The organism is Streptomyces sp. NPDC050287, assembly GCF_044459385.1.
Classification (GTDB): domain Bacteria; phylum Actinomycetota; class Actinomycetes; order Streptomycetales; family Streptomycetaceae; genus Streptomyces.
Genome location: NZ_JBITIY010000003.1, coordinates 473,846 through 497,060 on the forward strand (window position 1 = coordinate 473,846; position 23,215 = coordinate 497,060).

The following is a 23,215-nucleotide window of genomic DNA, read 5'->3' on the forward strand; positions in this document are numbered from 1 at the left end:
CCGGGCCGAGGAGGTGACCGACATGCCTGAGAACCCCGAGGACAGGGGCAGGGACATGGCCGAGAAGGCCGAGCAGCCGCCCCCGGGAGACACCGAGGGAACCGGGGGCAAGAAGGGGCGGTTCACCTGGAAGAAGGTCCTGCTGATCGCCATAGCCCTGGTGGTCGTGGGCTCGCTCGTTCAGGTCATAGCGAAGAGCGGAGGCTTCGGCGGCGCGCTCAACACCACCGGCGGCAAGTCCGGGCAGAAGAACGCGCCCTCAGAGGTCAGGACACCCACTCGTAAGCCGAAAACAGTCGAACTGGGCGGCCAGAAGGTACCGCGGCAGGCCGGGCCGATCATCGTGGTCAACCCCGGCCTGGTCACCCCCGGCGGCAAGGCCAGGGTCGAGGGCGCCGGCTTCGACGCCAAATCCACCGTGGACCTGCTGCTGAAGACATCGGGGAAGCAGAGCCAGGGCCAGAGCCTCGCTTCGGCGAAAGCCGACAGGACAGGGTCGCTCAGCACACAGATCACCGTGCCCGAGAGCGTCGGCAGGGGCGCCACAGTGGTCGCGCAGCAGCGCGACGCGGACAACGTGGCACAGGCCCAGCTCGTCGCGGGCGGTGTGGTCGGCTCCGTGAAGATCAGCAAGCAGGTGGGCAAGCCCGGGGACTCGGTGTCCCTGAACGTACGGGGCTTCGGTGCCGGGGAGCGGATCAAGGTCTACTGGGGACGCGTCGGCGGCACTCCCGACGCCGTCCTGACCGCCGACGGTTCCGGAGGCATCGGCCGCGCGGACGTCAAGGTCGGTATCGCCCCGACCGGCGTCGGCACACTGATCCTGGTCGGCGAGAAGAGCAAGACCACGGCCACCGCCCCGTTCCAGGTGCTGGACCTGTATCCCACGCTCAAGTCGTCACCGTACGCCCTGAAATCCGGGCGGAAGATCACCGTGTCCGCCGGCGGGTTCGCCCCCGGCGAGCGCGTCCTCTTCTACATCAACAGCGCCAGTGGTATCCCGGCCTTCACCGCCAACGCCGACGCGAACGGCAACGTCGGATCGGTGGCCTTCGACGTGCCGTTCGGCCTGCGGGGCGCGCAGAGCGTCACGGCGATCGGCGACCGGACACGGGCAGTGGTCCGCTCCGGCTTCCAGGTGATGCCGTACACGCCGGCCGCCGAGCCGAGCACGTACACAGGCAAGGCCGGTACGGCGGTGAGCTTCTACGTCACCGGGTTCGCCCCGCGGGAGACGGTCACTCTGTACACAGGCGGCCCGAACGGCGACGGGAAGAAGATCACCACCTTCCAGGTCGACGAGAAGGGCGCGGCCGAGGCCGTCGGCTCCTACCAGATCACCAAGGCGGACGAGGGAGGCGTGAGCTTCAAACTCGTCGGCAGCAAGAGCGGAGGCACCGCGAAGGCCGCCGTCAACTCCAGTCAGAAGCAGGGACAGCAGGGGCAAGGACAGCAGGGTCAAGGACAGCAGGGCCAAGGACAGTAGGCCGGGCGCCGGAACGGACGAGCGGTCCGCAGCCACTGAGCGACAGACCGCGTGAGGAGAACACCATGAGCGTCGTCTTCGGGCCCAACAGCCGACGGGTCCTGCAGTTCCTCACCCATATCGAGGACCTGTCGCCGCAGGAGATCGACCGGGTGGCCGGCCTGTGGCGGCAGACCTCCAGCCAGACCCGCGCCGAGGCATGGGCGGAGGTCCGGCGCACCACCACCGACGAGGAGCGTTACCGTATCCTCGTGGCCGCCTCGGTGGCCCGCCGGGCGGCCCTGGACACCGCGCAGAACCATCACCGGCACGACTGGGCGTTCTGGGCCGCGGTGTGGGACGCGGTGATGGCGATCGCCGTCTGCGACCGGATCGGGGGCCACTACGACATCCTGATCGCCCCGGTCGCGGCCGTCATGCCGTCCCTGGGAGTGTGCCGACGCGACCAGCTCGCCACCCGCCACCTGCCGAACGCCGTGCTCGGACGGAGCGGACAGCCATGAACCACCGCATCCCCGTCATGGTGGCCGACAACGACGCCGAGGTCCGCGGCGCGCTCGCCGACCTGGTCGAGTCGCACCCCGCCTTCGAGCTGGTGGGCCTCGCCGTCGACCACGCGCAGACCGTGTCCGTGGCGAGCCAGGTCCAGCCCCGGGTCCTGGTCCTGGACGTGCAGATGCCCCACGGCGACGCCCCCAGCACCGTGCGCACCCTCCGCGAACGCGCGCCCGAGACACGGATCCTGGCCCTGTCCGCGTACGCCGACCGCGAGACGGTGACGGACGTGCTCGCTGCCGGCGCCGTCGGCTATCTCGTCAAGGGCGCGCCGGCGGAGGAGATCCTGGAAGCGATCACCCGTGCCGCTCGTGGCCAGTTCAGCATGGCGGCCGAACTCGCCGAGGCCTGCCTGGAACCGCTGCGGCGAGCCATGAGGGCTCCGCTGCCGGGCGCGGGAGGCCCGACCGTGCGGATCGAGGAGAAAGCGTGCCTGGACGTGCTCGAACGGGCCCCCTGCGGGGTGCTCGTCACGGAGGCACAGGACCGTGTCGAACTCGCCAACGCCCAGGCCAGGCGGATGTTCGGCTACAGCACCGCCGAACTGCGCGGCAAGCGGCTCGGCGACCTGCTGCCCGAGCTGCCCGGCGTCGAAACGGCGATCGGTCAGCAGGTCGCCCCCGCGCCGACGACACCGGCCCTGCGCCGGGACGGCTCGGAGTTCCCCGCCAGGGTCGGCGGCGGCCGGCTGCGGGGCGGCCGTTCACGGTACGTGGTCTACGTGACGGACCTGAGCGAGGCGGGCGCGTCCGGTGACCGGCTGCGCCAGTACGTCGAGTCCTCCCCGGACGCCATGATGATCGTGGATGCCGAGGACCGCATCCGTCAGGCCAGCCCGCGCGCCGAGACACTGTTCGGCTACAGCCGGGAGCAGCTGCTCGGCATGCGTGTCGAGACACTGCTGCCCGACCAGCCGCTGACCGTCTCGATGCGGGACTGGGCCGACCCGCGGCAGGAACCGGTCGGCCACAGCGTGGAGCTGGTCGGCCGGCGTCAGGACACCAAGCAGTTCCCGGCCGACGTGAGCGTCAGCCCGCTCCCGACCTCCGAGGGCGCGTTCGCCGTCCTGACGGTCCGCGACATCACCGAGGTCCAGCGCGCCCAGTTCGTCCTGGAACGCAGCCTGGAACTTCTGGAGGGAACCGACCGCGACCGGCAGGCGCTGCTCAGCCACCTCATCCACGCCCAGGAGGAGGAGCGTAGGCGCATCGCCGCCGACATCCACGACGACACCATTCAGGTCATCACCGCCGCGGGGCTGCGCCTGCAGCAGCTTCGCAGACGATTGACGGACCCCCAGGACGTACACGTCATGGACAAGCTGGACGAGACCCTCAAACTCTCGCTCAGCCGCCTGCGCCAGCTCATCTTCGACCTGCGGCCCTCCAGCCTCGAGCACGGCAGCCTGGCCACCGCCCTGCAGACCTTCCTCGACCGCATGCACGCCGAGACGGGAACGTCCTACAAGTTCGAGAACCATCTGGAGAAGGCCCTCCCCGTCGAGACCATGGTGGTCGTCTACCGGACCGCGCAGGAAGTCCTGATCAACGTGCGCAAGCACGCCCGGGCCAAAATGGTCCGTGTGCAGCTGCTGGGCGTGGACGACGGCTGTCTGATGCGGATCGTCGACGACGGAGTGGGTTACGACCCCCTGGAAGTGGAGTCCCGCCCGGGCCACCTGGGCCTCACCCTCATCCACGAACGCGCGCAGATCGCCGGAGGCTGGAGCCGCGTGGAGAGCGCGCCGGGCGCCGGCACCACTGTCGAGTTCTGGGTGCCGCTCACGGACACCGGGACGGAGGACGACGGTGCCGCGTCCGCATCGAAAGACGCCGGGACATGAAGAGCGACTCCGACCTCATCAAGGTGCTGCTCGTCGAGGACCACCGCGCTGTCGCCGAAGGACTGTGGGCCCTGCTGGACGAGTACGACGACCTGACCGTGGTCGGCTGGGCCGACTCGGTCTCCGAAGCCGTCCCGATGACGGTCGAACTGTCCCCGAAGGTGGCACTCATCGACTACCGGCTGCCCGACGGCACCGGCGCCGAGGCCGCGGCCCGCATCCGGCAGGAGGACCCCGACGTCGTGGTCGTCTTCCTCAGCGCCGACACGAGCGATGCCGCCCTGCTGGCCGCGGTCGAGGCGGGCGCGAGCGGGTACCTGCTCAAGTCGGCCGGAGGCGACGAGATCGCCGCGGCGATCCGCGCCGCGGACGCGGGCGAGACCCTCATTCCCGCCCGCACCCTCATGGAGGTCCTCGCCCGCCACCGCGAGAGCACCCGCCTCTCCGCCCAGCAGGCGGAACGGCTTCAGAGCCTCACCGCCCGGGAAGAGGAGATCCTTGTCCTCATGTCCCAGGGCCTGGACAACCGGGCCATCGCCGACCGCCTCACCATCAGTTACGCAACCGTACGCACCCACGTTCGCGGAATCCTGGAGAAACTTCAGGCGCGCTCCCAGCTGGAGGCGGTCGCCAAGGCCGCCGAATGGGGTTTCCACCCGGCGCCGCCCGACCCGGCGGCGGAGACGGACGGCTCCTGACGGCGGACGTCCCCCAGGCCGCCGGGCCCCTTGCCCTACCGCACATGTCCACGCATCTGTGCTGATCGCCGCGGGGGAGTCCGTTAAGGTCGTGTCGGAGCGACTGGGGCATACCAACGCGGCGACGACTCTGAACGTCCGCAGTCATCTCTGTGCCCCGAAGATGTGCCCCCTCAGCCGGAAGGCTGGGAGACGTGCAGGTCAGAGCCGATGCCATGGGGGCATAGTGCGATTGAGAGTGGAGTTCACGACCGAGCCCTTCGACCTGGACCAGGCACCCGCGCACGCGCTGGTGGCCCGCGAGGTGATCGAGGCGGCCGACATGGACGCGGTGGACGTCGGCCCGTTCGGCAACACGGCCGAAGGCGGTGCCGACGCCGTACTCGCCGCGGTGGACGCCCTGCTGCGCCGGACCCTGGAGTCCGGCGCCACCCGGATCTCCCTGCAGCTGAATGTGATCGGCGAGGGCGTGACCGGAGAGGGCGGGAAGTGACCGGTACCGGGGACGAGCCCTTCATCACGGCCGTGAAGCCGCTGGTCGACGCGATGGGCGGTGAGATGCTCCCGCCGGACGAGGCCGGCCCCGACGACGTCGTGCTCTCCTGGGAGGGGTCGGAGGCGGTCGCTGTACGGCTGCCGCAGCTCGCCGACTCCCTCGATCACATCCTGGCGGCCATGGAGCGCAAGAAGGGCAAACCCCTGGCCGATCTGGACCGCAAGGCCAAGCAGGAGGTCGTACGGATACTCGAGGCGCGCGGCGCCTTCTCCGTACGGCACGGCGTGGAGACCGTGGCGAGCGCGCTCGGGGTGAGCCGCTTCACGGTCTACAACTACCTGAACCGCGAGAAGGGCTGATCGCGGAGCGGGCGGGCTTTCGTAACCCGGAATTTTCAACAAACTGTTGACGGCATCTCCCGGAGGGCGTTAGCTGGCGGCAGCCCGATCCGTACGACGGCCGTTCGCGGCCACGGAGGCTCCCGTGACGTCGACTTCCACGCCCCCGGGCCTGGCCCGGTTCAACGCCCTGGAGGAACACGCGGCCCTCGCCGCGCTCCACGAGGTGTGCGCCTCCACCACCTGGGCGAACCGGCTGCTCGCCGCCCGCCCCTGCACCTCCGCCGACGAGCTCTACGCCGTCAGCGACGCCGCGATGGCCGAGCTGACCGCCGAGGACCTCGCTCAGGCGATGGCCGGGCACCCGCCGATCGGCCGCCCCACGCCCGGCGACCCGACCTCGGCGCGCGAACAGAGCGGAATGTCCGGCGCGGCCGAGAAGGTCAGGGCGGAGATGCGGTACATGAGCATGGTCTACGAGGACAGATTCGGGCACGTATTCCTGATCTGCGCCACCGGCCTGACCGGAGAGCAGATGCGCGACGCGGTCAGGGAGCGGATCGGGAACTCGCCGGAGCGGGAGCGGGAGATCGTCCGCACCGAGCTGGGCAAGATCAACCGTATCCGCCTGGCCCGACTCGTCGAAGAGGACGCCTGAGAATGACCACCGGCACCACCGCCTCCGTGACCACACACATCCTGGACACCTCCGTCGGCCACCCCGCCGCGGGCGTCGCCGTCCAGCTCCTGGCCCGCAGCGGCAGGGAAGCGGACTGGCGGACGCTCGGCGGATCCGTGACCGACGCGGACGGCCGGTGCAAGGACCTGCCGGCACTGCCGGAGGGGACGACCCATGCACGGCTCGACTTCGCGGTCGAGACGTATTTCGAGCGTTCGGAGAGTTCCGAGCGTTCCGAGCGTTCCGAGAGTCCGAAGCAGAAGCAGAAGCAGAAGCAAGCCGATACGCAGCAGGACGCCCCCGCGAATCGGGACAGCGGCCCGGTGTTCTTCCCGGAGGTGGCGATCACGTTCGCCGTCGTACCGGGCGAGCACTACCACGTACCGCTGCTGCTCAGCCCGTTCGGCTACTCCGTATACCGAGGGAGCTAGCTAGAGATGGCAGACAATTCCCGCCCTGCCCGCCCCGTGATCCTGGGACAGAACCAGTACGGCAAGGCCGAGAACCGAGTCGTCAAGATCACGCGGGACGGCGCCACCCACCACATCAAGGACCTGAACGTGTCCGTGTCGCTGAGCGGCGACATGGAGGAGGTCCACTACTCCGGCTCGAACACGAACGTGCTGCCGACCGACACCACCAAGAACACGGTGTACGCGTTCGCCAAGGAGCACGGCATCGAGTCCGCCGAGCAGTTCGGCATCCACCTCGCCCGGCACTTCGTGACGAGTCAGGAGCCGATCCACCGGGCCCGGATCCGTATCGAGGAGTACGCCTGGGAGCGGATCGAGCACTCCGGGAAGGGCGCGCACTCGTTCGTGCGGCAGGGTCAGGAGACGCGGCTGACGCAGATCACGTACGACGGCGCGACCTGGGAGGTCGTCTCCGGGCTCAAGGACCTCGTCGTGATGAACTCGACGGACTCGGAGTTCTGGGGCTACGCCAAGGACAAGTACACGACGCTGAAGGAGGCCCACGACCGGATCCTGGCCACCGAGGTCTCCGCCCGCTGGCGGTTCGGCTGGAGCGACGACGCCGAGCCGATGCCGGACTGGGAGGAGTCCTACGCGCAGACCAAGCGGCACCTGCTCCAGGCCTTCGCCGAGACCTACTCGCTCTCGCTGCAGCAGACGCTGTACGCGATGGGCACCCGCGTCATCGACCACCGCGGCGAACTCGACGAGGTCCGCTTCTCGCTGCCGAACAAGCACCACTTCCTCGTCGACCTCGAACCGTTCGGCCTGAAGAACGACACCGCCGACGGCGCGGTGTACCTCGCCGCCGACCGTCCCTACGGCCTGATCGAGGCCACCGTCCTCCGGGACGGCCGCGAGGCGCGGATCCCGCCGGACCTCACCAACCTCTGACCGGACGCGGACGCGGACGCGGACATCGACCACATCGACCACATCGACCACATCGAACACATTGAGCTCATCGAACTCATCGAGCTCATCGAAAGCAGAGGACGAACGATGGCACAGCGCATCGTCATCGAGAACTGTTCGATCGCGACCGTGGACGCCGACGACACCGAGTACGCCTCCGGACACGTCGTCATCGCCGATCACCGCATCGAGTCGGTCGGCGACGGCAGGGCCCCCGAGGGCCTGGAGAACGTCGTACGCCGTATCGACGCCACCGGGCACCTCGCGACCCCCGGCCTGGTCAACACCCACCACCACTTCTACCAGTGGATCACCCGGGGCCTGGCCACCGACCACAACCTGTTCAACTGGCTGGTCGAGCTGTACCCGACCTGGGCGCGCATCGACGAGCAGATGGTCCGCGCGGCCGCCCAGGGCTCGCTCGCGATGATGGCCCGCGGCGGTGTCACCACCGCCATGGACCACCACTACGTCTTCCCGAAGGGCTCCGGCGACCTGTCCGGCGCGATCGTCGGCGCCGCCCGCGAGATGGGCGTCCGCTTCACCCTCGCCCGCGGCTCCATGGACCGCAGCCAGAAGGACGGCGGGCTGCCGCCGGACTTCGCCGTGGAGACCCTTCAGGGTGCCCTCGCCGCCACCGAGGAGACCGTCAAGGAGCACCACGACGCCTCCTTCGACGCGATGACCCAGGTCGCCGTCGCCCCCTGCTCGCCCTTCTCCGTCTCCACCGAACTCATGCGTGAGGGCGCCGAGTTGGCCCGCCGCCTCGGCGTACGGCTGCACACCCACGGCTCGGAGACGGTCGAGGAGGAACAGTTCTGCAAGGAACTGTTCGGCATGGGCCCGACCGACTACTTCGAGTCCACCGGCTGGCTCGGCGAGGACGTGTGGATGGCGCACTGCGTCCACATGAACGACTCCGACATCGACGCCTTCGCCCGGACGAAGACGGGCGTCGCCCACTGCCCGTCGTCCAACGCCCGCCTGGCCGCCGGTATCGCACGGGTCCCGGACATGCTCGCGGCCGGCGTCCCCGTCGGCCTCGGCGTCGACGGCACCGCCTCCAACGAGTCCGGCGAACTCCACACCGAGCTGCGCAACGCGCTCCTCGTCAACCGCCTCGGCGCTCATCGCGAGGCCGCCCTGAACGCCCGCCAGGCCCTGCGCCTCGGGACCTACGGTGGCGCCCAAGTCCTGGGCCGCAGCGCGGAGATCGGCTCCCTGGAGCCCGGCAAGCTCGCCGATCTGGTGCTCTGGAAGCTGGACACCCTCGCCCACGCCTCCATCGCCGACCCGGTGACCGCGCTGGTCTTCGGAGCGGCGGCCCCGGTCACGGCGTCCTTCGTGAACGGACGCCAGATCGTCGAGAACAGCCGGCTGCTGACCGCCGACGAGGACGAGATCGCCCGCTCCACCCGCCAGGAAGCACAGCGACTGGCGCGGATCGCCGCTCAGAGCAGCTGACCAGTTGAAGATCTCGTGTCCACAGAGAAGGTTCCCGACCGGCCACCGCTCCGCACCGGACGCCGGGCGTCACGCCCGGCGGAACGCCTGGCAGGGCTGGGCTTCCGGGAGCCGGCCGGTGAAGTAGGACCGGGGCGGGACACCCATCAGGGTGCGGAAGTCGGCCGTCATGTGGGACTGGTCGTAGTAGCCGGTGGCGGCGGCCAGTTCGGCCCAGTCGGCCCGGGGCGCCTCGTTCAGGACATGGCGTACGCGGTCGATGCGGGCGTAGTGCTTGGGGGACAGGCCCACACCCTCCGCGAACAGGTTGCGCAACTGCCGCTCGCTGACGGCGAGTTCGCGGGCGACCTCCTTGACCTGGCCGGGGGCGTGACCCGACCGCGTCGACAGGGCGTCCACGGCGGCCCACAACAACCGGGTGCGCGAGCGGTCGGCGGCCGACGGGTCGGGAAGCAGGTCGGTCACGTACGCGAGCATCTCCTCCGGCGGCAACTCGACCAGTTCCCGGGAGAGCTGGTGTGCCGTCCCGGCCGGCAACGCGCCCAGCGGCGCGGCCCGCCCCACTAGGTCGACCGCCGCGGTGCCGAGCAAGGGACGTACCGTGCCCGGACGCAGGCTCACCTGGACGCAGGACACCACCCGCCGGTCCGCGTCCGCGTAGTACGAGGCACGGGTGCGCGGACCGATGACCAGCGCGTCGCGACGGCCGCCCGCCTCGACCCGCACCACCAACTTCGTCGCCGTGTCCGGCACCTGGGCGAACGATGCCGGCAGTTCCTCCCCGGCGCCCGCCGACTCGATGCCGGTGATCCAGCCACGCAGGGCGGCGGGGACGGTCAGGGCGCGCTCGGCGTGGGCATTCGTCACCCTCCTACGGTAGGCGCGCGTCCCGCTCCCGCGGGCGCCGCAACCGTGCCGGAATTTCCTAGCGGCCGGGGGCGCCCGCCCGCCAGCGTAGAGGCCATGATCCTGGTCACCGGTGCTACGGGCACCATCGGAAGCGAAGTCGTACGACAGCTGGCGGGGCGCGGCGAGAAGGTGCGGGCCATGACCCGGGACCCGGCGAAGGCGCAGGTGCCGGAGGGCGTGGAGGTGGTGCGCGGGGACTTCCTCGACGCGGGGTCAGTGCAAGCGGCGCTGGCCGGGGCGACGGCCGTGTTCCTGGTGGCCGTACTGGGACCGGCCGACGGCGGGCGGGACGCCCGGCTGGTCGCGGCGGCGCGGGCGGCGGGCGTCGGCCGGATCGTGAAGCTCTCCTCCGTCGGCACCGGCGACCCCGCCTACGGCCCCTTCGGCACCTGGCATCTTCCGGGGGAGGAAGCCCTGCGGGCCGGCGGGTCCGAGTGGACGGTCCTGCGTCCCTCGTCCTTCGCGTCGAACACCCTCGGCTGGGCGGAGGCGGTCCGCGCGCGCCGCCCCGTGCCCAACATGACCGGGGACGGCCGGCAAGGGGTCGTCGATCCCCGCGACGTGTCCGAGACGGCCGTCGCGGCGCTGACCGACTCCCGGCACTCCGGGCGGACGTACACCCTGACCGGGCCGGAGGCGATCACCGTCCCCGACCAGGCCGCCGCGGTCGCCGCCGTCGTGGGACACCCGGTGGAGACCTCAGACCTCTCGCCGGATCAGATCCGCGCCCAGCTGGCGGCCTCGGGAATGGACGAGGCGGCCGCGGAGAGCGTCCTGGGCGGCCTGCTGTTCGCCCGCGAGGGCGGCAACTCCCTGGTCACGGACGATGTACGGGAGGCGCTGGGGCGGCCGGCGCGAACGTACCGGGAGTGGGTCGAGGACCACCGGAGCGTGTTCACCGGAGCCTGACGGACGCACGCGGCGGCGGGAGAGGGCCCCGCCGCCGCTGCGGGACGCCCGGCGTCGCAGATCCTCGCCGCGGCCGCGCACGGCCCCGGTTCCCTGCACCGAGTCGGAGCGCGGCATCAAGGGCATCCGCCGCATGCCGGCCGCCCTAGAGTCCGAACAACCCCGGATCCGCCGCCAGTTCCTTGAAGTACTCCCACGGCTCCGCCACCAGCCTCCGCTCCTTGAGGTCCATCAGTCCGCCGACCGCCGTGATCTCGGCCGCGACCGTGCCGTCGGTCTTGCGGATCGTCTGTTCCATGCGGAACGTCTTGCCCCCGCCCCAGGCGAACGCGCAGGTCACCTCGACCTCGTCGCCGGCCACGAGCTCTCGCCGGTAGCGGAGGGTGGTCTCCAGGGCCACCGGGCCCACTCCCCGGCCGATGAGGGCGGACTGGCTGATGCCGGCAGCCTTCAGCAGTGACCAGCGGGCGTGTTCCGCGTAGTTGAGGTAGACGCTCTGGTTGAGATGTCCCTGCACGTCCGTCTCGTACCCACGGACGGTCACCGGGACGGCAAACGGCTCGGTCACAGCTTCCCCTTGTCGTCGTGGACGTTCTGATCGAACGATCTTGGCACGCTCATTACGTCCGGCGCGGGGACGCCAGCAGATAACGGGCCCTCGTCCGCGGCTCCGTGTGCTCGCCGGCCTGCCAGCCCGCCTGCTCCAGTGTGGCCGCGCAGGCCCGCAGCAGCTCGGTGTCCGGCGCGTGCACGGCGACGGCCTCGGGCTGTGGGGTGGCGCGCACCCGGTAACCGTCTGTGCCGTCCCGCCCGGCCGGCGGGTGTCCGGCGGCCTCCAGGGCGAGGGCGGCGGCCTGGACGAGATGCGTGCGTTCCCAGCCGCAGGGCCGGTCCGTCGCGCCGTGCGGGTCGGTCATCCGGCGCAACTCCAGCAGTCCCTGCCAGGCGCTGTGCACCTCGCGGGTCCGGGACGGCCCGGCCGGCGGGGCGCCGCCCTCGGGGGCATCCTCCTCGCCTCCGATGCGGGCGGTGAAGACGCCGGGTGCAGGGGGCGGTGCGACAGCGGGGGCGGGCGCGGGGGCCTGTGGGGGCGCCTCGCGTATCCGGTGCCCGGCCGGGGTCAGGAAGTGGTCGTGCGGCGGGCGCGGGTGCCGGAAGGCGAGCCCCCGCTTGACCAGCGCCGCGAGCTGCGCCTGCGTACCCCTCAGTCGCCCGGTGACGGGATCGGCGGCGTCGATGACACGCCGTTGCGCGGCGGTCGGCGGTCGTGTCACGGCGTGCTCCTCCCTGGGCGTCGGCTCACCGGTCCCACCCATGCCCGAGGTTACGACGGAGGTCTGACATTCCACCCCGCGATCACCGGCCGCCCGTGCTCCGTGCCGAGCCGGCACACCGTCCCCGTCGCCAGCTGGAACAGCGCCCCGTGCGAGGGCGGCAGCCCGAGGCGCCTGGCCGTGAGGACGCGCAGGAAGTGCCCGTGCGCCACCAGGATCACAGACCCCTCCGTGGCGGCGATCGCGATGTCCACCTCGGCCAGCACCCGGTCGGCCCGTTCCCCGACCTGTTCCGGCGTCTCCCCGGGATGCTCCGGCGGCCCCGGCGCCACCCCGTCCGTGAACAGGAACCACCCCGGCCGGGTCCGCTGGATGTCGACGGTCGTGACGCCCTCGTACCCGCCGTAGTCCCACTCCCGCAGATCCGCGTCGACCCGGACCTCCCGCAGCCCGATCAGCTCCGCCGTCTCCCGCGCCCGCTGCGAGGGGCTGACGAACGCGGCCCCGATCCGGTGCGAGCGGATCAGCGGCACCAGGCGCCGCGCCTCGGCGCGGCCGTGCTCGGTCAGCGGGACGTCCGTCCGGCCCGTGTGGCGGCCCGACCGTGACCACTCGGTCTCACCGTGCCGGACGAGGAAGAGGTCACCCATGAGTCCCAGCCTAGGAGGCCGCTACTGCCGGTACCCGCTCAGGAACCGCCCGATCCGTCCGATCGCGGCCTCCAGGTCCTCCGCGTGGGGGAGAGTGAGGATGCGGAAGTGGTCGGGGGTCGGCCAGTTGAAGCCCGTGCCCTGGACGACCTGGATCTTCTCCCGCAGGAGCAGGTCCAGGACGAACCTCTCGTCGTCGTGGATCTTGTGGACCTTGGGGTCGAGGCGCGGGAACGCGTACAGCGCGCCCTTGGGCTTCACGCACGACACGCCCGGGATCTCGTTGAGCTTCTCCCAGGCCACGGTGCGCTGGTCGTGCAGGCGTCCGCCGGGCGCGGTGAGCTCGCGGATGGACTGACGGCCGCCGAGCGCGGCCTGGATGGCGTACTGGGCGGGCGCGTTGGGACACAGCCGCATGGAGGCCAGCATGGTCAGGCCCTCCAGGTAGTTCTTCGCGTGCTGCTTCGGGCCGGTGATCACCAGCCAGCCCGAGCGGAAGCCGGCCACCCGGTACGTCTTCGACAGGCCGCAGAAGGTCAGGACCACCAGGTCGGGGGCGAGGGCGGCGGCCGAGTGGTGCGCGGCGTCGTCGTACAGGATCTGGTCGTAGATCTCGTCGGCGAAGACCATCAGGCCGTGCCGGCGGGCGAGGTCGAGGATGCCCTCGATGATCTCCTTCGGGTAGACCGCACCGGTGGGATTGTTGGGGTTGATGATGACGACGGCCTTGGTGCGTTCGGTGATCTTCGACGCCATGTCGTCCAGGTCCGGGTACCAGTCGGCCTGTTCGTCGCAGAGGTAGTGGACCGCTTTGCCGCCGGCGAGGGTCGTCACCGCCGTCCAGAGCGGGAAGTCCGGGGCGGGGATGAGGATTTCGTCGCCGTCCTCGACGAGTGCCTGGACGGCCATCGAGACGAGTTCGGAGACGCCGTTGCCGAGGAAGACGTCGTCCACGTCCACCTCCAGGCCCAGCGTCTGGTAGCGCTGGGCGACGGCCCGACGGGCCGAGAGGATGCCGCGCGAGTCGGTGTAGCCGTGCGCCTGGGGCAGCATGCGGATCATGTCCTGGAGGATCTCCTCCGGCGCCTCGAAGCCGAACAGTGCCGGGTTGCCGGTGTTCAGGCGCAGCACGCTGTGGCCCGCCTCCTCCAGCGCGTTGGCGTGCTCGATCACCGGGCCGCGGATCTCGTAGCAGACCTCGCTCAGCTTGTTCGACTGCCGGAACTCCATGCGCTTACGCCCCTCCGGTTGTGGTGTTGCTTGGTTTTACCAAGTACCCGCTTGGAAAGTCCAACAACTTGTCTAGACTGCGTCGCATGTCACCTCGCCGAAGCTACGACCAGTACTGTTCCGCCGCCCGGGCGCTCGACGTCGTCGGCGACCGCTGGACCCTGCTGATCGTCCGTGAGCTGCTCGCCGGTCCGCGTCGCTACACCGACCTGCACGCCGACCTGCCCGGCGTGAGCACCGACGTCCTCGCCTCCCGGCTGAAGGACATGGAGCGCGACGGGCTGACATCGCGACGCCGGCTGCCGCCGCCGGGGGCCGCCTACGTCTACGAACTCACCCCCCGGGGACGGGAGTTGCTGCCCGTGCTCCAGGCGCTGGGCCAGTGGGGGCAGGCCGAGCTGGGCGAGCGACGGCCCACCGACGCCGTACGGGCGCACTGGTTCGCGCTGCCGCTGCTGCGGTCGCTGGAAGGCGAGGCACTCGTCGAAGTGCGGCTGGAGGAAGGCGACTTCCATCTGTACGTCGGCTCCGAGGAGGGGCCCGTGTACGGCGACGGGCCCGCCCCGGGGGAGCCCGACGCCCGGCTGGTGATGGACACCGGCACCTGTCTGGAGGTCGGGCGGGGGGAGATGAGCGTGGCCGACGCGGTGCGGGCGGGGCGTATCGAGGTGACAGGTGACGGGACGCTGGCGAAGGCCCTGCGGGAGAGCTGACAGCCTTACGGGTCCTGCGGGTCCTGCGGGTCCTGCGGGTCCTGCGGGTCGTGCGGGTCCTGCGGGTCGTGCGGGTCCTGCGGGTCCGCACAGGGACCTACGGGTGGACTGAAAGGCGAAGGCCCGCCGCACCCCTGTAGTGCGGCGGGCCCTTGACGCCCCGTCAGGTCCCCGGCGGCACCCGCGACGGCCGCCCCGACCCCCGTGTCAGGGCGTACCCGCCGATGCCCGCGAGCGCGGCCAGCACCCCGCCGACCGCGGTCCACACCCACCGGTCGGACCACCAGCCGGATGACCAGCCGTCGTCCGGCTCGATGCTGGACAGCACGGCGGAGTCCGACGAATCGCCCGACTCGGACCCTTTCGCCTCCGATGCTTCCGACCTGACCGCGATCCCCGGCACCAGCGGCTCGGCCAGTGAACCGTCCACCGCCGCCGCACCGCCGATGTTCTTGGAGTCGACCCGCAGTTCCGTGTCGACCGGGAGGCCCAGGTCGCCCGTGGTGAGGCCGACGACCGTCAGCCGGACGTAGTACGTGCCGGGCAGCGGGTCGTTGGCCCACTGCTCCGACCAGGCGCGGACCGTGCGCAGGACGCAGGTCAGCTCCACGGAGGCGGCGCCCGCGGCGGCGGTGCGGGTCTGCGCGCCGTACTGGCAGGACTGGCGCCGGCGCAGACCGTCGTACACGTCGACCTGCCAGGTCTCGGCGGCGTGTGTCCCGGGCAGCTTCACCGTCGCCTTCACGGTGGGGCGCTGTCCGGCGTCCGCCGGGAACGACCAGTACAGGTAGTCGCCCGCCGAGCCGTTCGCCGTGGCCGTCTGCCCCTGCTCGATCTCGGTCGCCGTACGGAACGACGTGCCCGCCGCGGCGGGTGCCGCACCGTCGCCGGACGCGCTCGGCGACGGCGAGGAGTCGGCGACCGCCGGAGTCGCGGCCAGACCGAGCATCAGCAAGGAGGCGCTCAAGACGCGTGTGATCGGCTTCAGTCGGCTGGGAATCGGGTGGATTCGCATCAGTTGGTCCTCCAGACCGCGAGCCGCCAGCGCGACAGCCAGCCCCAGACGAGACCGGCGAGGAAGCCGGTGAGGATCAGCGCGCCGAGCAGCCACCAGCCGCGTCCGAGGCCGAAGGAGGCCACGTCGCCGGCGTTGGACGGACCGTCGACCACGTCCACGGTCAGCTCCAGCGGCAGACCGGGCGTGGTCTTCACCCCGGAGGCCGGCGTGAAGGAGTTGGTGACCTGGAGGCAGACGATCTCGGCGGCCGGTTTGTCGCCGTCGCCGTCGCTGTCGTCGTCGTCCCGTTCGGGCTTCGGGTAGCGCAGCCCGGTGGAGAGGACGTCCGTGCGCCCGTTGCCCGCGGTCTCCCCGCGCACGATCTCGCGGCCGTGCACGGTGACGGCCCGCAGCAGCGCCCCGTAGGAGGGGCCGACGGCCCGGTCCGCCGCCACGCTCACCGATGCGCGCAGTTCCCGGCCCGCCGGCACCTCCACGCGATACCAGCGCTGCTGCCCGAACTCCTCGCGGTCCGTGTACAGCCCCGACTTCAGGGTGGGCGCCTTGGCGCACTCCGTCGCGCCTGCCGTGGCCACCGGCGTCACCACCGGGTCGGCCGCCCGGTCCACCAACTGGTTGACGCGGTCGGTGAGTTCGTCGGTGTGCTCCACCGAGGTGTACGTCCCGCCGGTCGCCTCCGCGATACAGCTGAGCTGCTGCCGCATCTTGGCGTTGGGGACCAGGCCGAGGGTGTCGATGGTCAGCCCGATGCCCTTGGCGGCGATCTCGCGGGCCACCTCGCACGGGTCGAGCGGGGCGCAGGTGTCCTCCCCGTCGCTGATCAGCACGATCCGCTTCGAGCCGGCGCCGCCGTCGCCGCTGTCGAGGTCGTCGGCCGCCTTCAGCAGCGCCGGGCCGATCGGTGTCCAGCCGGTGGGGGAGAGGGTCGCCACCGCCGTCTTCGCCTCGGTACGGTCCAGCGGGCCGACCGGGTAGAGCTGCGCGGTGTCCTTGCAGCCCGTCTTCCGGTCGTCGCCGGGGTAGTCGGCGCCGAGGGTGCGGATACCGAGCTGGACCTCCTCGGGGGTCGCGTCCAGCACCTCGTTGAAGGCCTGCTTCGCGGCGGCCATCCGGGTGCCGCCGTCCATGTCCCGGGTCCGCATGGAACCGCTCACATCGACGACGAGGTCGACCTTGGGCGCCCTCTCGCCGGTGGGTTCACCGGCGACCGCCGCGGTCGGGAAGGCGATCCCGGCCGTCAGGGCGGCGAGCAGGGCGCAGACTCCCGCCGTCAGCCGTTTACTTGTGATCATCGGCGGATCTTATTGATCAGCGGTACCAGGCTCCAAAACGGCCGCTCAAAGGCTCCCGGACGGCCGCTCAAAGGCTCCCGGACGGCCGCTCAGAGCAGGGGGTTGGGCAGCTCGGTCCACTGGTCCCCGGGTGTCCCCGGCGACAGTCGCATCAACGTCAACGCCTTCGTGGGCAGCGGCTGTTCGAGGAGTGCCACGAGGTCGGGCGTGCGCGGCAGATCCGGTACGGCCGTCTCCAGCGCCCCCCGCAGCGCCGCCGCCGAACCCGCCGTACCGGCGAGGGCGCCCGCGACCAGCGACCCGAACAGCTTGCGCCGCAGGGCTGTTTCGTCGTCGGTGACGATCCGGCCGGTCAGCTCGGGCACCGGGATGCCGTGCCGGGCCAGCCGGGCCGGGCTCACCCGGATGTCCGCGAGGTCCCGGTAGACCAGCCGCAGCGGGGCGCCGGACGCGGACAGGACGACCAGCAGGTTCTGCCCGTGCGCCTCCAGCGCCACGCCCAGGTCCAGCAGCCGCAGGCCGACGGTGAGGGCGAGCCGCGCGAGGTCGGCCAGCCAGGCGGGGGAGTCCGGCAGAGCGGTGGTGGCGAGCGCGGCCACCGGCACCACCCGCTCACCGCTGCCCGGTGTCACGCAGGCCTGCGGGGATTCCCTCGACACTGCCGCCAGGTCAGGTGAGCCGGCGGTGGCCGCGCCGAGGGTGCGGGTCACGTGCAGCAGGCCGTCCAGGCGGCCGGCCAGTGTCCGCGCGAACGCCGACAGGGTCGCGGACAGCGCGATCGAGTACCCGGAGATGTCCCGCACCGACGACGTCAGCCGGGCGCTGAGCGCGGTCTTGATGTGGGGCCCGCCGGGCTGGGCGAGGGTGCGCAAGGACATCAGCGGGTGTGCGTCGAGCCCCGTCTCGCACGTCCGCTTCAGCACATGCTCCGCCTGCCAGGGATGCACCGGCACCAACAGCCGTTCCCCGTCCCGCAGTTCGTCCGGCCAGGCGCCCGTCACCAGGCACTCGCCGACCGGCACCGGCAGCAGCCCCAGCCGCACCACCGGCCCGTGTTCGGGCCCGTAGGCGAGCTGCTCGGCCACCGAGAAGCCGGGCCGGGAACGGCAGCCGGGATGGAACGGATGCCCGTCGACCACCCGCTGCTCCCACTCCCATTCCCGCTCCGGCCACTGCGCCGAGTGCGCCGGCGCCCCGGCCCGCGACAGCGCCAGCGAGGCGACACTGTGATCGAGCTCGGCGGCGAAGTCCGTCCCGTGCGGTACACCGAGGCCGGCCATCAGCGGCGCCGGATGGTCGTACGCCGTCTCGTCGAGCCGTACCTCCGTGACGTACGCGGCGGTGGCGTACGGGTCCGGGCGCGGGCCGTGCAGCCGGCGGCCGTCCGCCAGGCGCAGGGTGAGCCCGTCCGGGCCGGCCGTGCGGGAGATGACCCAGGGCAGCGGCTCGTGGGCGAGCGCCCGCCACAGCCGGGTCAGCACGGCCGCGCGGGCACCGGGCAGCTCGGCCGCGTACCGGGGCACGAGGCCGGGGCGTACGGCGGCCAGCTCGCCGGCGACCTCGGCCTCGGCGGTGGGGGGACGGTGCACGGTCGGGCTCCTCGGGTACGCATCGGATGTCACGACGGGTGGTGTCGACAGACATACTGATCGTCTCCGCCCGAACGGAACGCAGAGAACGAGTGGAACGCGTGGATCCCTACCCCCCGCCCGCCTCCGATGTGCCCCCGCCCGACGCCGGCGACGCGCAGCCCGCCGCCATCCACGCCGTGCCGCGCGACGACGTCGAGGCCCGCGCCGACGCCTACGCGGCGGCGCCCCTCCTGAACTGCCTGCTGAGGGAGGTGGCCGAGCCGCTCCCGCAACCTGGCGACGGTGACGGTGACGGTGACGGCGACGACGCCGGACGCCGGGTGTACCGGCTGCCCGGCGGCAGGCTGCTGCGGGTGCGAGGGGAACGGCGGCCCGCCGAGCCCGAGGTCCGGTGGGACGGCGGCTGGCGGCGCGTCGGCCACCCCGAACTGGTCAAGCTCGTCGCCGAGGAACTGGTCCGGCACACCGGGCTGTCCAATCCCGACCTGCCCGCCGAGATGATCGACAGCCGGGACGCGGTCGCCGCGCTGCTCACCGCCCGCGCGCGTGCCACGCCGCCCGAGGACCCGTATCCGCGCTCCGAGCAGTCCCTCCTCACCGGCCACCCCCACCACCCGGCGCCCAAGGCCCGCGGCGGCGGCCCCGTCGCCGGCTGGCTGCCCTACGCCCCCGAGGCGCACGCCCGTTTCCCGCTGGTCCTGCTCGGGCTGCGGGAGGACACGGTCGTCGAGGAGGGCGACACCTCGGCGCTCGACACCCTGGGCGAGGCCCCGCCCGGCTACCGGCTGCTGCCCGCCCACCCCTGGCAGCTCGACCTGGTCGACCTCGGGCAGGCGTTCGCCGACGGCCGCCTGATCCGACTGGGCACGACCGGCTTCGAGACCTGGCCGACGGCGGCGATCCGCACGCTGTACGTCCCCGAGTGCGCGTCCGGATCCTGCCCCGACCGCGACCTCTTCCTGAAGTTCAGCCTCGATGTCCGCATCACCAACGACATCCGCCGGCTGTGGCGGCACGACCTGCTGAAACTGCGCCGCACGGACTCGGCGGTCCGTGCCGCCTTCGCCGCGATCGAGGGCCCGGCGGCCTGGCTGAGCGACACCGGCTACCGCACCGCCGACTTCGCCTTCGAGGAGCTCGCCGTCCTCGTCCGCGACGGACTGCGCGCCCATCTGCGGCCCGGTGCGACCCCGCTGCTCGCCGCCGGACTGGTCGAGGGCTTCGACGGCAGCCCGCTCGACGGGGCGAAGGACCCGGCGGCCTGGTGGGAGGCGTATCTGGCCCAGGTGGTGCCGCCCGCACTGGCGGCCTTCGCCGACCACGGTGTCGTACTCGAAGCGCATCTGCAGAACACGCTGGTGGCCGTCGACGCCGACGGGACGCCCGTGCAGGCGCTGTTCCGGGACGCCGAGGGCGTCAAGCTGCTGCCGGAGGTGTCCCGCGCGGCCGGCTGGGAGCGGCTGGTGTACTGCCTGGTCGTCAACCACCTCGCCGAGGTCGCCGCGGCCCTCGCCGAACGCCGGCCGGGCCTCGACCCCTGGCCCGCCGTCCGCCGCGAACTGTCCCGGCACGACCTCCCCGAGATCGCCGCCCTGCTCACCGCGCCCACCCTGCCCGGCAAGACGAACCTGCTGCTGCGCTGGACCGGCGCGGACGGCGCGGACGCCCGCTACCTGCCTCTGCCCAACCCGCTGGCCGGTACATGATCTGAACTACTCTGGCCGGGTGCTGCGCGATGTGACTGCCGTTCGATACGTGACCCCGCTGCGGTCCGGTGGCTCCGTACCCGGAGTCGTCGAGGCCGACGACCTGGGCACGTACGTCGTCAAGTTCACCGGCTCCGCGCAGGGCAGGAAGGCGCTGGTCGCCGAGGTGATCGTGGGTGAGCTGGCCCGCGCCTTGGGGCTGCGCTTCCCCGAACTGGTCCTGGTGCACTTCGACCCGGCGATCGCCGACGGAGAGCCCCACCAGGAGGTGCGGGAGCTGCACGGCGCGAGCGCGGGCCTCAACCTCGGTATGGACTACCTGCCGGGCGCCGGGGACTTCACGCCCGAGGTCGCCAGGACCTTCCCGGTCGATCCGCTGGAGGCGGGCCGGATCGTCTGGCTCGACGCCCTGACCGTCAACGTCGACCGTACGGTCCACAGCTCCAACCTGATGGTCTGGCCGACCCTCGGCGTCGCGCCCCCGCGCCTGTGGCTGATCGACCACGGTGCCGCCCTCGTCTTCCACCACCGCTGGGACGCCTCCGACCCGGAGAAGGCGTACGACTTCCGCCACCACGCCCTCGGCCACTACGCGCCCGACGTACGGGCCGCCGACGCCGAGCTGGCGCCCAAGGTCACACGGGAGCTGCTGCGGGCCATCACGGCCGAGGTGCCGGACGCGTGGCTGGCGGCCGAGGAGGGCTTCGCGACCCCGGACGACGTCCGCGCGGCGTACGTGGACTACCTCCACGCGCGCGTACGGGCCTCCGCCGCCTGGCTCCCCACGAACTTCCCCACGCGGGAGGAACTCGCCGCCGAGGAGGCCCTCCGGGCGGCGCGCACCCAGCAAGGACGGCCGGCCTGGCTCAAGCGGGTCCCCGACCTGCACGGCAAGCCGGACGCGGAACAGGATTGGTCGGTGCACCTCGGATGACAGCTCAGCCGGATGTTCAGCGGGTCGAGCCGGAGGTTCAGCGGGTCGAGATCGAGTACTGCACCCAGTGCCGCTGGCTGCCGCGCGCCGCCTGGCTGGCCCAGGAACTGCTGACGACCTTCGAGACCGAGCTGACGGAACTGGCCCTGAAGCCCGGCAAGGGCGGTGTCTTCGTCGTCCGCGTGAACGACGAGGTCGTCTGGGACCGCCGCGAGCAGGGCTTCCCGGAGCCGACGGCCGTGAAGCAGGCCGTACGGGACCGCGTGGCCCCGGAGAAGTCCCTGGGCCACGCGGACCGTTCCGGGTGAGCCGTCAGCCCCTCAGCCGCTCGTACGCCGGCAGCGTGAGGAAGTCCGCGTAGTCCTGGTCGAGGGAGACCTCCAGGAGCAGGTCGTGGGCCTGCTGCCAGTGACCGGCCGCGAAGGCCTCCTCGCCGAGTTCCGCGCGGATGTTCCGCAGTTCCTCGGCGGCGATCTCGCGGGCCAGCTCCGCGGTGGCGCGCACCGTCTTCCCGTCGTGCTCGAACTCGACGCCCGCGTTGATCCACTGCCAGATCTGCGAGCGGGAGATCTCGGCGGTGGCCGCGTCCTCCATCAGGTTGAAGATGGCGACCGCGCCCATGCCCCGCAGCCAGGCCTCGATGTACCGGATGCCCACCTGCACGGCGTTGACGAGACCGTCGTACGTCGGCCTGGCCTCCAGCGAGTCGACGGCGATGAGGTCGGCCGCCTCGACGTCGACGTCCTCGCGGAGGCGGTCCTTCTGGTTCGGCCTGTCGCCGAGGACCTTGTCGAAGGACTCCATGGCGATCGGCACCAGGTCGGGGTGGGCGACCCAGGAGCCGTCGAAGCCGTCGTTCGCCTCGCGGTCCTTGTCCGCGCGCACCTTCTCGAAGGCGACCTTGTTCACCTCGGCGTCCCGCCGCGAGGGGATGAACGCGGCCATACCGCCGATCGCGTGCGCGCCCCGCTTGTGGCAGGTGCGGACGAGGAGTTCGGTGTACGCGCGCATGAACGGGGCCGTCATCGTCACCGCGTTGCGGTCCGGCAGCACGAACTTCGGCCCGCCGTCACGGAAGTTCTTGACGATGGAGAACAGGTAGTCCCAGCGGCCCGCGTTCAACCCGGAGGCGTGGTCGCGGAGTTCGTAGAGGATCTCCTCCATCTCGTAGGCCGCCGTGATCGTCTCGATGAGGACGGTGGCGCGGATGGTGCCCTGCGGGATGCCGGTGTAGTCCTGTGCGAAGACGAACACGTCGTTCCAGAGGCGGGCCTCCAGGTGCGACTCCGTCTTCGGGAGGTAGAAGTACGGACCCTTGCCGAGGTCGAGCAGCCGCTGGGCGTTGTGGAAGAAGTACAGGCCGAAATCGACCAGGGCGCCGGGGACCTGAGTACCGTCGGCGGCGACGAGGTGCCGCTCGTTCAGGTGCCAGCCGCGGGGGCGCATGACGACTGTCGCCAGCTCCTCGTCCGGGCGCAGGGCGTACGACTTGCCGCTCGCCGGGTCCGTGAAGTCGATGGCGCGGGTGTAGGCGTCCATCAGGTTGACCTGGCCGAGGACCACGTTCTCCCAGGTCGGTGCCGAGGCGTCCTCGAAGTCGGCGAGCCAGACCCTGGCGCCCGAGTTGAGGGCGTTGATGGTCATCTTGCGGTCGGTGGGGCCGGTGATCTCGACCCGGCGGTCGTTCAGGGCCGGGGGACAGGTGGCCACCTTCCAGGAGTCGTCGGCGCGGATCGCGGCCGTCTCCGGGAGGAAGTCGAGCGTGGAGGTGCGGGCGATCTCGGCACGGCGCTCGGTACGGCGGGCGAGGAGCTCGTCGCGCCGGGGCGTGAACCGGCGGTGCAGCTCGGCCACGAAGGCGAGGGCCGCCTCGGTGAGAACCTCCTCCTGCCGCGGCAGGGGCTCGGCGTCGACGATGGCCAGCGGGGACGGCGCTGGTGCGGACATGAGCGGTCACTTCCTTCAGCGAGCTTGGCACCGGGTGCCGGTCGACCCGGGTGGGGCGGAGGCACTCAGGACGGCTCCCGAGCGCCGGCATTCG

General features: G+C 71.5%; 24 protein-coding genes. 15 read left to right on the plus strand and 9 right to left on the minus strand.

What is annotated here, in order from left to right; translation table 11 throughout:
* Positions 1-22 precede the first annotated feature (22 nt).
* The 10 genes from ACIBK3_RS12520 to ACIBK3_RS12565 all read left to right on the plus strand — a co-directional run bounded on the left by ACIBK3_RS12520 (position 23) and on the right by ACIBK3_RS12565 (position 8,947).
* Positions 23-1,486: a hypothetical protein gene (locus ACIBK3_RS12520; protein WP_399364705.1), complete on the plus strand. Its 1,464-nt coding sequence runs from the start codon at positions 23-25 to the stop codon at positions 1,484-1,486.
* 65 nt (positions 1,487-1,551) lie between these two features.
* Positions 1,552-1,989, plus strand: a complete 438-nt coding sequence (locus tag ACIBK3_RS12525) for a hypothetical protein (RefSeq protein ID WP_399364707.1) — start codon at positions 1,552-1,554, stop codon at positions 1,987-1,989.
* The gene (locus ACIBK3_RS12530) at positions 1,986-3,884 is read left to right on the plus strand and encodes a PAS domain S-box protein (RefSeq protein WP_399364709.1); all 1,899 of its coding nucleotides are present in this window, start codon (positions 1,986-1,988) and stop codon (positions 3,882-3,884) included. Before ACIBK3_RS12525 ends, ACIBK3_RS12530 begins: the two co-directional genes overlap by 4 nt.
* On the plus strand, positions 3,881-4,582 hold the full coding sequence (locus tag ACIBK3_RS12535) for a response regulator (RefSeq protein ID WP_399364710.1): 702 nt from the start codon (positions 3,881-3,883) through the stop codon (positions 4,580-4,582). The genes ACIBK3_RS12530 and ACIBK3_RS12535 overlap by 4 nt, the downstream gene beginning before the upstream one ends.
* Before the next feature lie 226 nt (positions 4,583-4,808).
* The gene (locus tag ACIBK3_RS12540; RefSeq protein ID WP_399364712.1) at positions 4,809-5,075 is read left to right on the plus strand and encodes a hypothetical protein; all 267 of its coding nucleotides are present in this window, start codon (positions 4,809-4,811) and stop codon (positions 5,073-5,075) included.
* Positions 5,072-5,437 carry a helix-turn-helix domain-containing protein gene (locus ACIBK3_RS12545; RefSeq protein ID WP_399364714.1) on the plus strand — a complete coding sequence of 122 codons (366 nt, stop codon included), beginning with the start codon at positions 5,072-5,074 and terminating at the stop codon, positions 5,435-5,437. The genes ACIBK3_RS12540 and ACIBK3_RS12545 overlap by 4 nt, the downstream gene beginning before the upstream one ends.
* A 124-nt stretch (positions 5,438-5,561) precedes the next feature.
* Positions 5,562-6,074: a 2-oxo-4-hydroxy-4-carboxy-5-ureidoimidazoline decarboxylase gene (gene uraD, locus ACIBK3_RS12550; protein WP_399364716.1), complete on the plus strand. Its 513-nt coding sequence runs from the start codon at positions 5,562-5,564 to the stop codon at positions 6,072-6,074.
* Positions 6,075-6,076: 2 nt separating this feature from the next.
* On the plus strand, positions 6,077-6,526 hold the full coding sequence (locus ACIBK3_RS12555; protein WP_399364718.1) for a hydroxyisourate hydrolase: 450 nt from the start codon (positions 6,077-6,079) through the stop codon (positions 6,524-6,526).
* A gap of 6 nt (positions 6,527-6,532) precedes the next feature.
* The gene (pucL, locus tag ACIBK3_RS12560; RefSeq protein ID WP_399364720.1) at positions 6,533-7,462 is read left to right on the plus strand and encodes a factor-independent urate hydroxylase; all 930 of its coding nucleotides are present in this window, start codon (positions 6,533-6,535) and stop codon (positions 7,460-7,462) included.
* Between the two features lie 108 nt (positions 7,463-7,570).
* A complete protein-coding gene (locus ACIBK3_RS12565; RefSeq protein WP_399364721.1) occupies positions 7,571-8,947 on the plus strand; it encodes an 8-oxoguanine deaminase in 1,377 nt (458 codons plus the stop codon).
* A gap of 69 nt (positions 8,948-9,016) precedes the next feature.
* Here ACIBK3_RS12565 and ACIBK3_RS12570 read toward each other — a convergent pair whose 3' ends face one another.
* Positions 9,017-9,814, minus strand: coding sequence for a helix-turn-helix domain-containing protein (locus ACIBK3_RS12570; RefSeq protein WP_399364723.1), 798 nt, complete (start codon positions 9,812-9,814; stop codon positions 9,017-9,019).
* Positions 9,815-9,910: 96 nt separating this feature from the next.
* Between ACIBK3_RS12570 and ACIBK3_RS12575 the strand changes: the two genes are divergently transcribed.
* On the plus strand, positions 9,911-10,765 hold the full coding sequence (locus ACIBK3_RS12575; RefSeq protein ID WP_399364725.1) for an NAD(P)H-binding protein: 855 nt from the start codon (positions 9,911-9,913) through the stop codon (positions 10,763-10,765).
* Between the two features lie 145 nt (positions 10,766-10,910).
* Here the strand turns inward: ACIBK3_RS12575 and ACIBK3_RS12580 are convergent, their stop codons facing one another.
* The 4 genes from ACIBK3_RS12580 to ACIBK3_RS12595 are packed head-to-tail and all read right to left on the minus strand — an operon-like array spanning position 10,911 to position 13,919.
* On the minus strand, positions 10,911-11,333 hold the full coding sequence (locus ACIBK3_RS12580) for an acyl-CoA thioesterase (RefSeq protein ID WP_399364727.1): 423 nt from the start codon (positions 11,331-11,333) through the stop codon (positions 10,911-10,913).
* 52 nt (positions 11,334-11,385) lie between these two features.
* Complete coding sequence (locus ACIBK3_RS12585) at positions 11,386-12,039, minus strand: hypothetical protein (RefSeq protein WP_399364729.1); 654 nt, start codon at positions 12,037-12,039, stop codon at positions 11,386-11,388.
* A gap of 50 nt (positions 12,040-12,089) precedes the next feature.
* Positions 12,090-12,689: a histidine phosphatase family protein gene (locus ACIBK3_RS12590; RefSeq protein ID WP_399364731.1), complete on the minus strand. Its 600-nt coding sequence runs from the start codon at positions 12,687-12,689 to the stop codon at positions 12,090-12,092.
* A gap of 21 nt (positions 12,690-12,710) precedes the next feature.
* Positions 12,711-13,919, minus strand: a complete 1,209-nt coding sequence (locus tag ACIBK3_RS12595) for a pyridoxal phosphate-dependent aminotransferase (protein ID WP_399364733.1) — start codon at positions 13,917-13,919, stop codon at positions 12,711-12,713.
* A gap of 86 nt (positions 13,920-14,005) precedes the next feature.
* Here ACIBK3_RS12595 and ACIBK3_RS12600 point away from each other — a divergent pair, with 86 nt between their 5' ends.
* A complete protein-coding gene (locus ACIBK3_RS12600; RefSeq protein ID WP_399364734.1) occupies positions 14,006-14,632 on the plus strand; it encodes a winged helix-turn-helix transcriptional regulator in 627 nt (208 codons plus the stop codon).
* Between the two features lie 163 nt (positions 14,633-14,795).
* On the opposite strand, the gene ACIBK3_RS12605 is transcribed toward ACIBK3_RS12600, so the two are convergent.
* From ACIBK3_RS12605 to ACIBK3_RS12615, 3 genes are all read right to left on the minus strand, one after another.
* Positions 14,796-15,647: a hypothetical protein gene (locus tag ACIBK3_RS12605; protein WP_399364736.1), complete on the minus strand. Its 852-nt coding sequence runs from the start codon at positions 15,645-15,647 to the stop codon at positions 14,796-14,798.
* On the minus strand, positions 15,647-16,942 hold the full coding sequence (locus ACIBK3_RS12610; protein ID WP_399364738.1) for a VWA domain-containing protein: 1,296 nt from the start codon (positions 16,940-16,942) through the stop codon (positions 15,647-15,649). Before ACIBK3_RS12610 ends, ACIBK3_RS12605 begins: the two co-directional genes overlap by 1 nt.
* A gap of 89 nt (positions 16,943-17,031) precedes the next feature.
* The gene (locus tag ACIBK3_RS12615; RefSeq protein WP_399364739.1) at positions 17,032-18,531 is read right to left on the minus strand and encodes an IucA/IucC family protein; all 1,500 of its coding nucleotides are present in this window, start codon (positions 18,529-18,531) and stop codon (positions 17,032-17,034) included.
* A gap of 92 nt (positions 18,532-18,623) precedes the next feature.
* On the opposite strand from ACIBK3_RS12615, the gene ACIBK3_RS12620 reads away from it, so the two are divergent.
* Genes ACIBK3_RS12620 through ACIBK3_RS12630 form a run of 3 tightly spaced genes read left to right on the plus strand, consistent with a single transcriptional unit; the run spans position 18,624 to position 21,482 of the window.
* Positions 18,624-20,240 (plus strand): IucA/IucC family protein, encoded by a 1,617-nt coding sequence (locus ACIBK3_RS12620; RefSeq protein ID WP_399364740.1) that lies wholly within the window; start codon positions 18,624-18,626, stop codon positions 20,238-20,240.
* Between the two features lie 19 nt (positions 20,241-20,259).
* Positions 20,260-21,174 (plus strand): HipA family kinase, encoded by a 915-nt coding sequence (locus ACIBK3_RS12625; RefSeq protein WP_399364742.1) that lies wholly within the window; start codon positions 20,260-20,262, stop codon positions 21,172-21,174.
* Entirely contained in the window at positions 21,171-21,482 is a 312-nt protein-coding gene (locus ACIBK3_RS12630; RefSeq protein ID WP_399364744.1) for a SelT/SelW/SelH family protein, read from the plus strand. The genes ACIBK3_RS12625 and ACIBK3_RS12630 overlap by 4 nt, the downstream gene beginning before the upstream one ends.
* A 4-nt stretch (positions 21,483-21,486) precedes the next feature.
* Here ACIBK3_RS12630 and aceB read toward each other — a convergent pair whose 3' ends face one another.
* Entirely contained in the window at positions 21,487-23,121 is a 1,635-nt protein-coding gene (aceB, locus tag ACIBK3_RS12635; protein WP_399364746.1) for a malate synthase A, read from the minus strand.
* Positions 23,122-23,215: the final 94 nt, after the last annotated feature.

What these genes read in the sequence shown, in the direction of transcription:
- ACIBK3_RS12520 (WP_399364705.1), top strand. Translation starts at nt 23, where the DNA reads ATGCCTGAGAACCCCGAGGACAGGGGCAGGGACATGGCCGAGAAGGCC.
- ACIBK3_RS12525 (WP_399364707.1), top strand. Translation starts at nt 1,552, where the DNA reads ATGAGCGTCGTCTTCGGGCCCAACAGCCGACGGGTCCTGCAGTTCCTC.
- ACIBK3_RS12530 (WP_399364709.1), top strand. Translation starts at nt 1,986, where the DNA reads ATGAACCACCGCATCCCCGTCATGGTGGCCGACAACGACGCCGAGGTC.
- ACIBK3_RS12535 (WP_399364710.1), top strand. Translation starts at nt 3,881, where the DNA reads ATGAAGAGCGACTCCGACCTCATCAAGGTGCTGCTCGTCGAGGACCAC.
- ACIBK3_RS12555 (WP_399364718.1), top strand. Translation starts at nt 6,077, where the DNA reads ATGACCACCGGCACCACCGCCTCCGTGACCACACACATCCTGGACACC.
- pucL (WP_399364720.1), top strand. Translation starts at nt 6,533, where the DNA reads ATGGCAGACAATTCCCGCCCTGCCCGCCCCGTGATCCTGGGACAGAAC.
- ACIBK3_RS12565 (WP_399364721.1), top strand. Translation starts at nt 7,571, where the DNA reads ATGGCACAGCGCATCGTCATCGAGAACTGTTCGATCGCGACCGTGGAC.
- ACIBK3_RS12575 (WP_399364725.1), top strand. Translation starts at nt 9,911, where the DNA reads ATGATCCTGGTCACCGGTGCTACGGGCACCATCGGAAGCGAAGTCGTA.
- ACIBK3_RS12590 (WP_399364731.1), bottom strand. Translation starts at nt 12,689, where the DNA reads ATGGGTGACCTCTTCCTCGTCCGGCACGGTGAGACCGAGTGGTCACGG.
- ACIBK3_RS12595 (WP_399364733.1), bottom strand. Translation starts at nt 13,919, where the DNA reads ATGGAGTTCCGGCAGTCGAACAAGCTGAGCGAGGTCTGCTACGAGATC.
- ACIBK3_RS12600 (WP_399364734.1), top strand. Translation starts at nt 14,006, where the DNA reads ATGTCACCTCGCCGAAGCTACGACCAGTACTGTTCCGCCGCCCGGGCG.
- ACIBK3_RS12605 (WP_399364736.1), bottom strand. Translation starts at nt 15,647, where the DNA reads ATGCGAATCCACCCGATTCCCAGCCGACTGAAGCCGATCACACGCGTC.
- ACIBK3_RS12610 (WP_399364738.1), bottom strand. Translation starts at nt 16,942, where the DNA reads ATGATCACAAGTAAACGGCTGACGGCGGGAGTCTGCGCCCTGCTCGCC.
- ACIBK3_RS12630 (WP_399364744.1), top strand. Translation starts at nt 21,171, where the DNA reads ATGACAGCTCAGCCGGATGTTCAGCGGGTCGAGCCGGAGGTTCAGCGG.
- aceB (WP_399364746.1), bottom strand. Translation starts at nt 23,121, where the DNA reads ATGTCCGCACCAGCGCCGTCCCCGCTGGCCATCGTCGACGCCGAGCCC.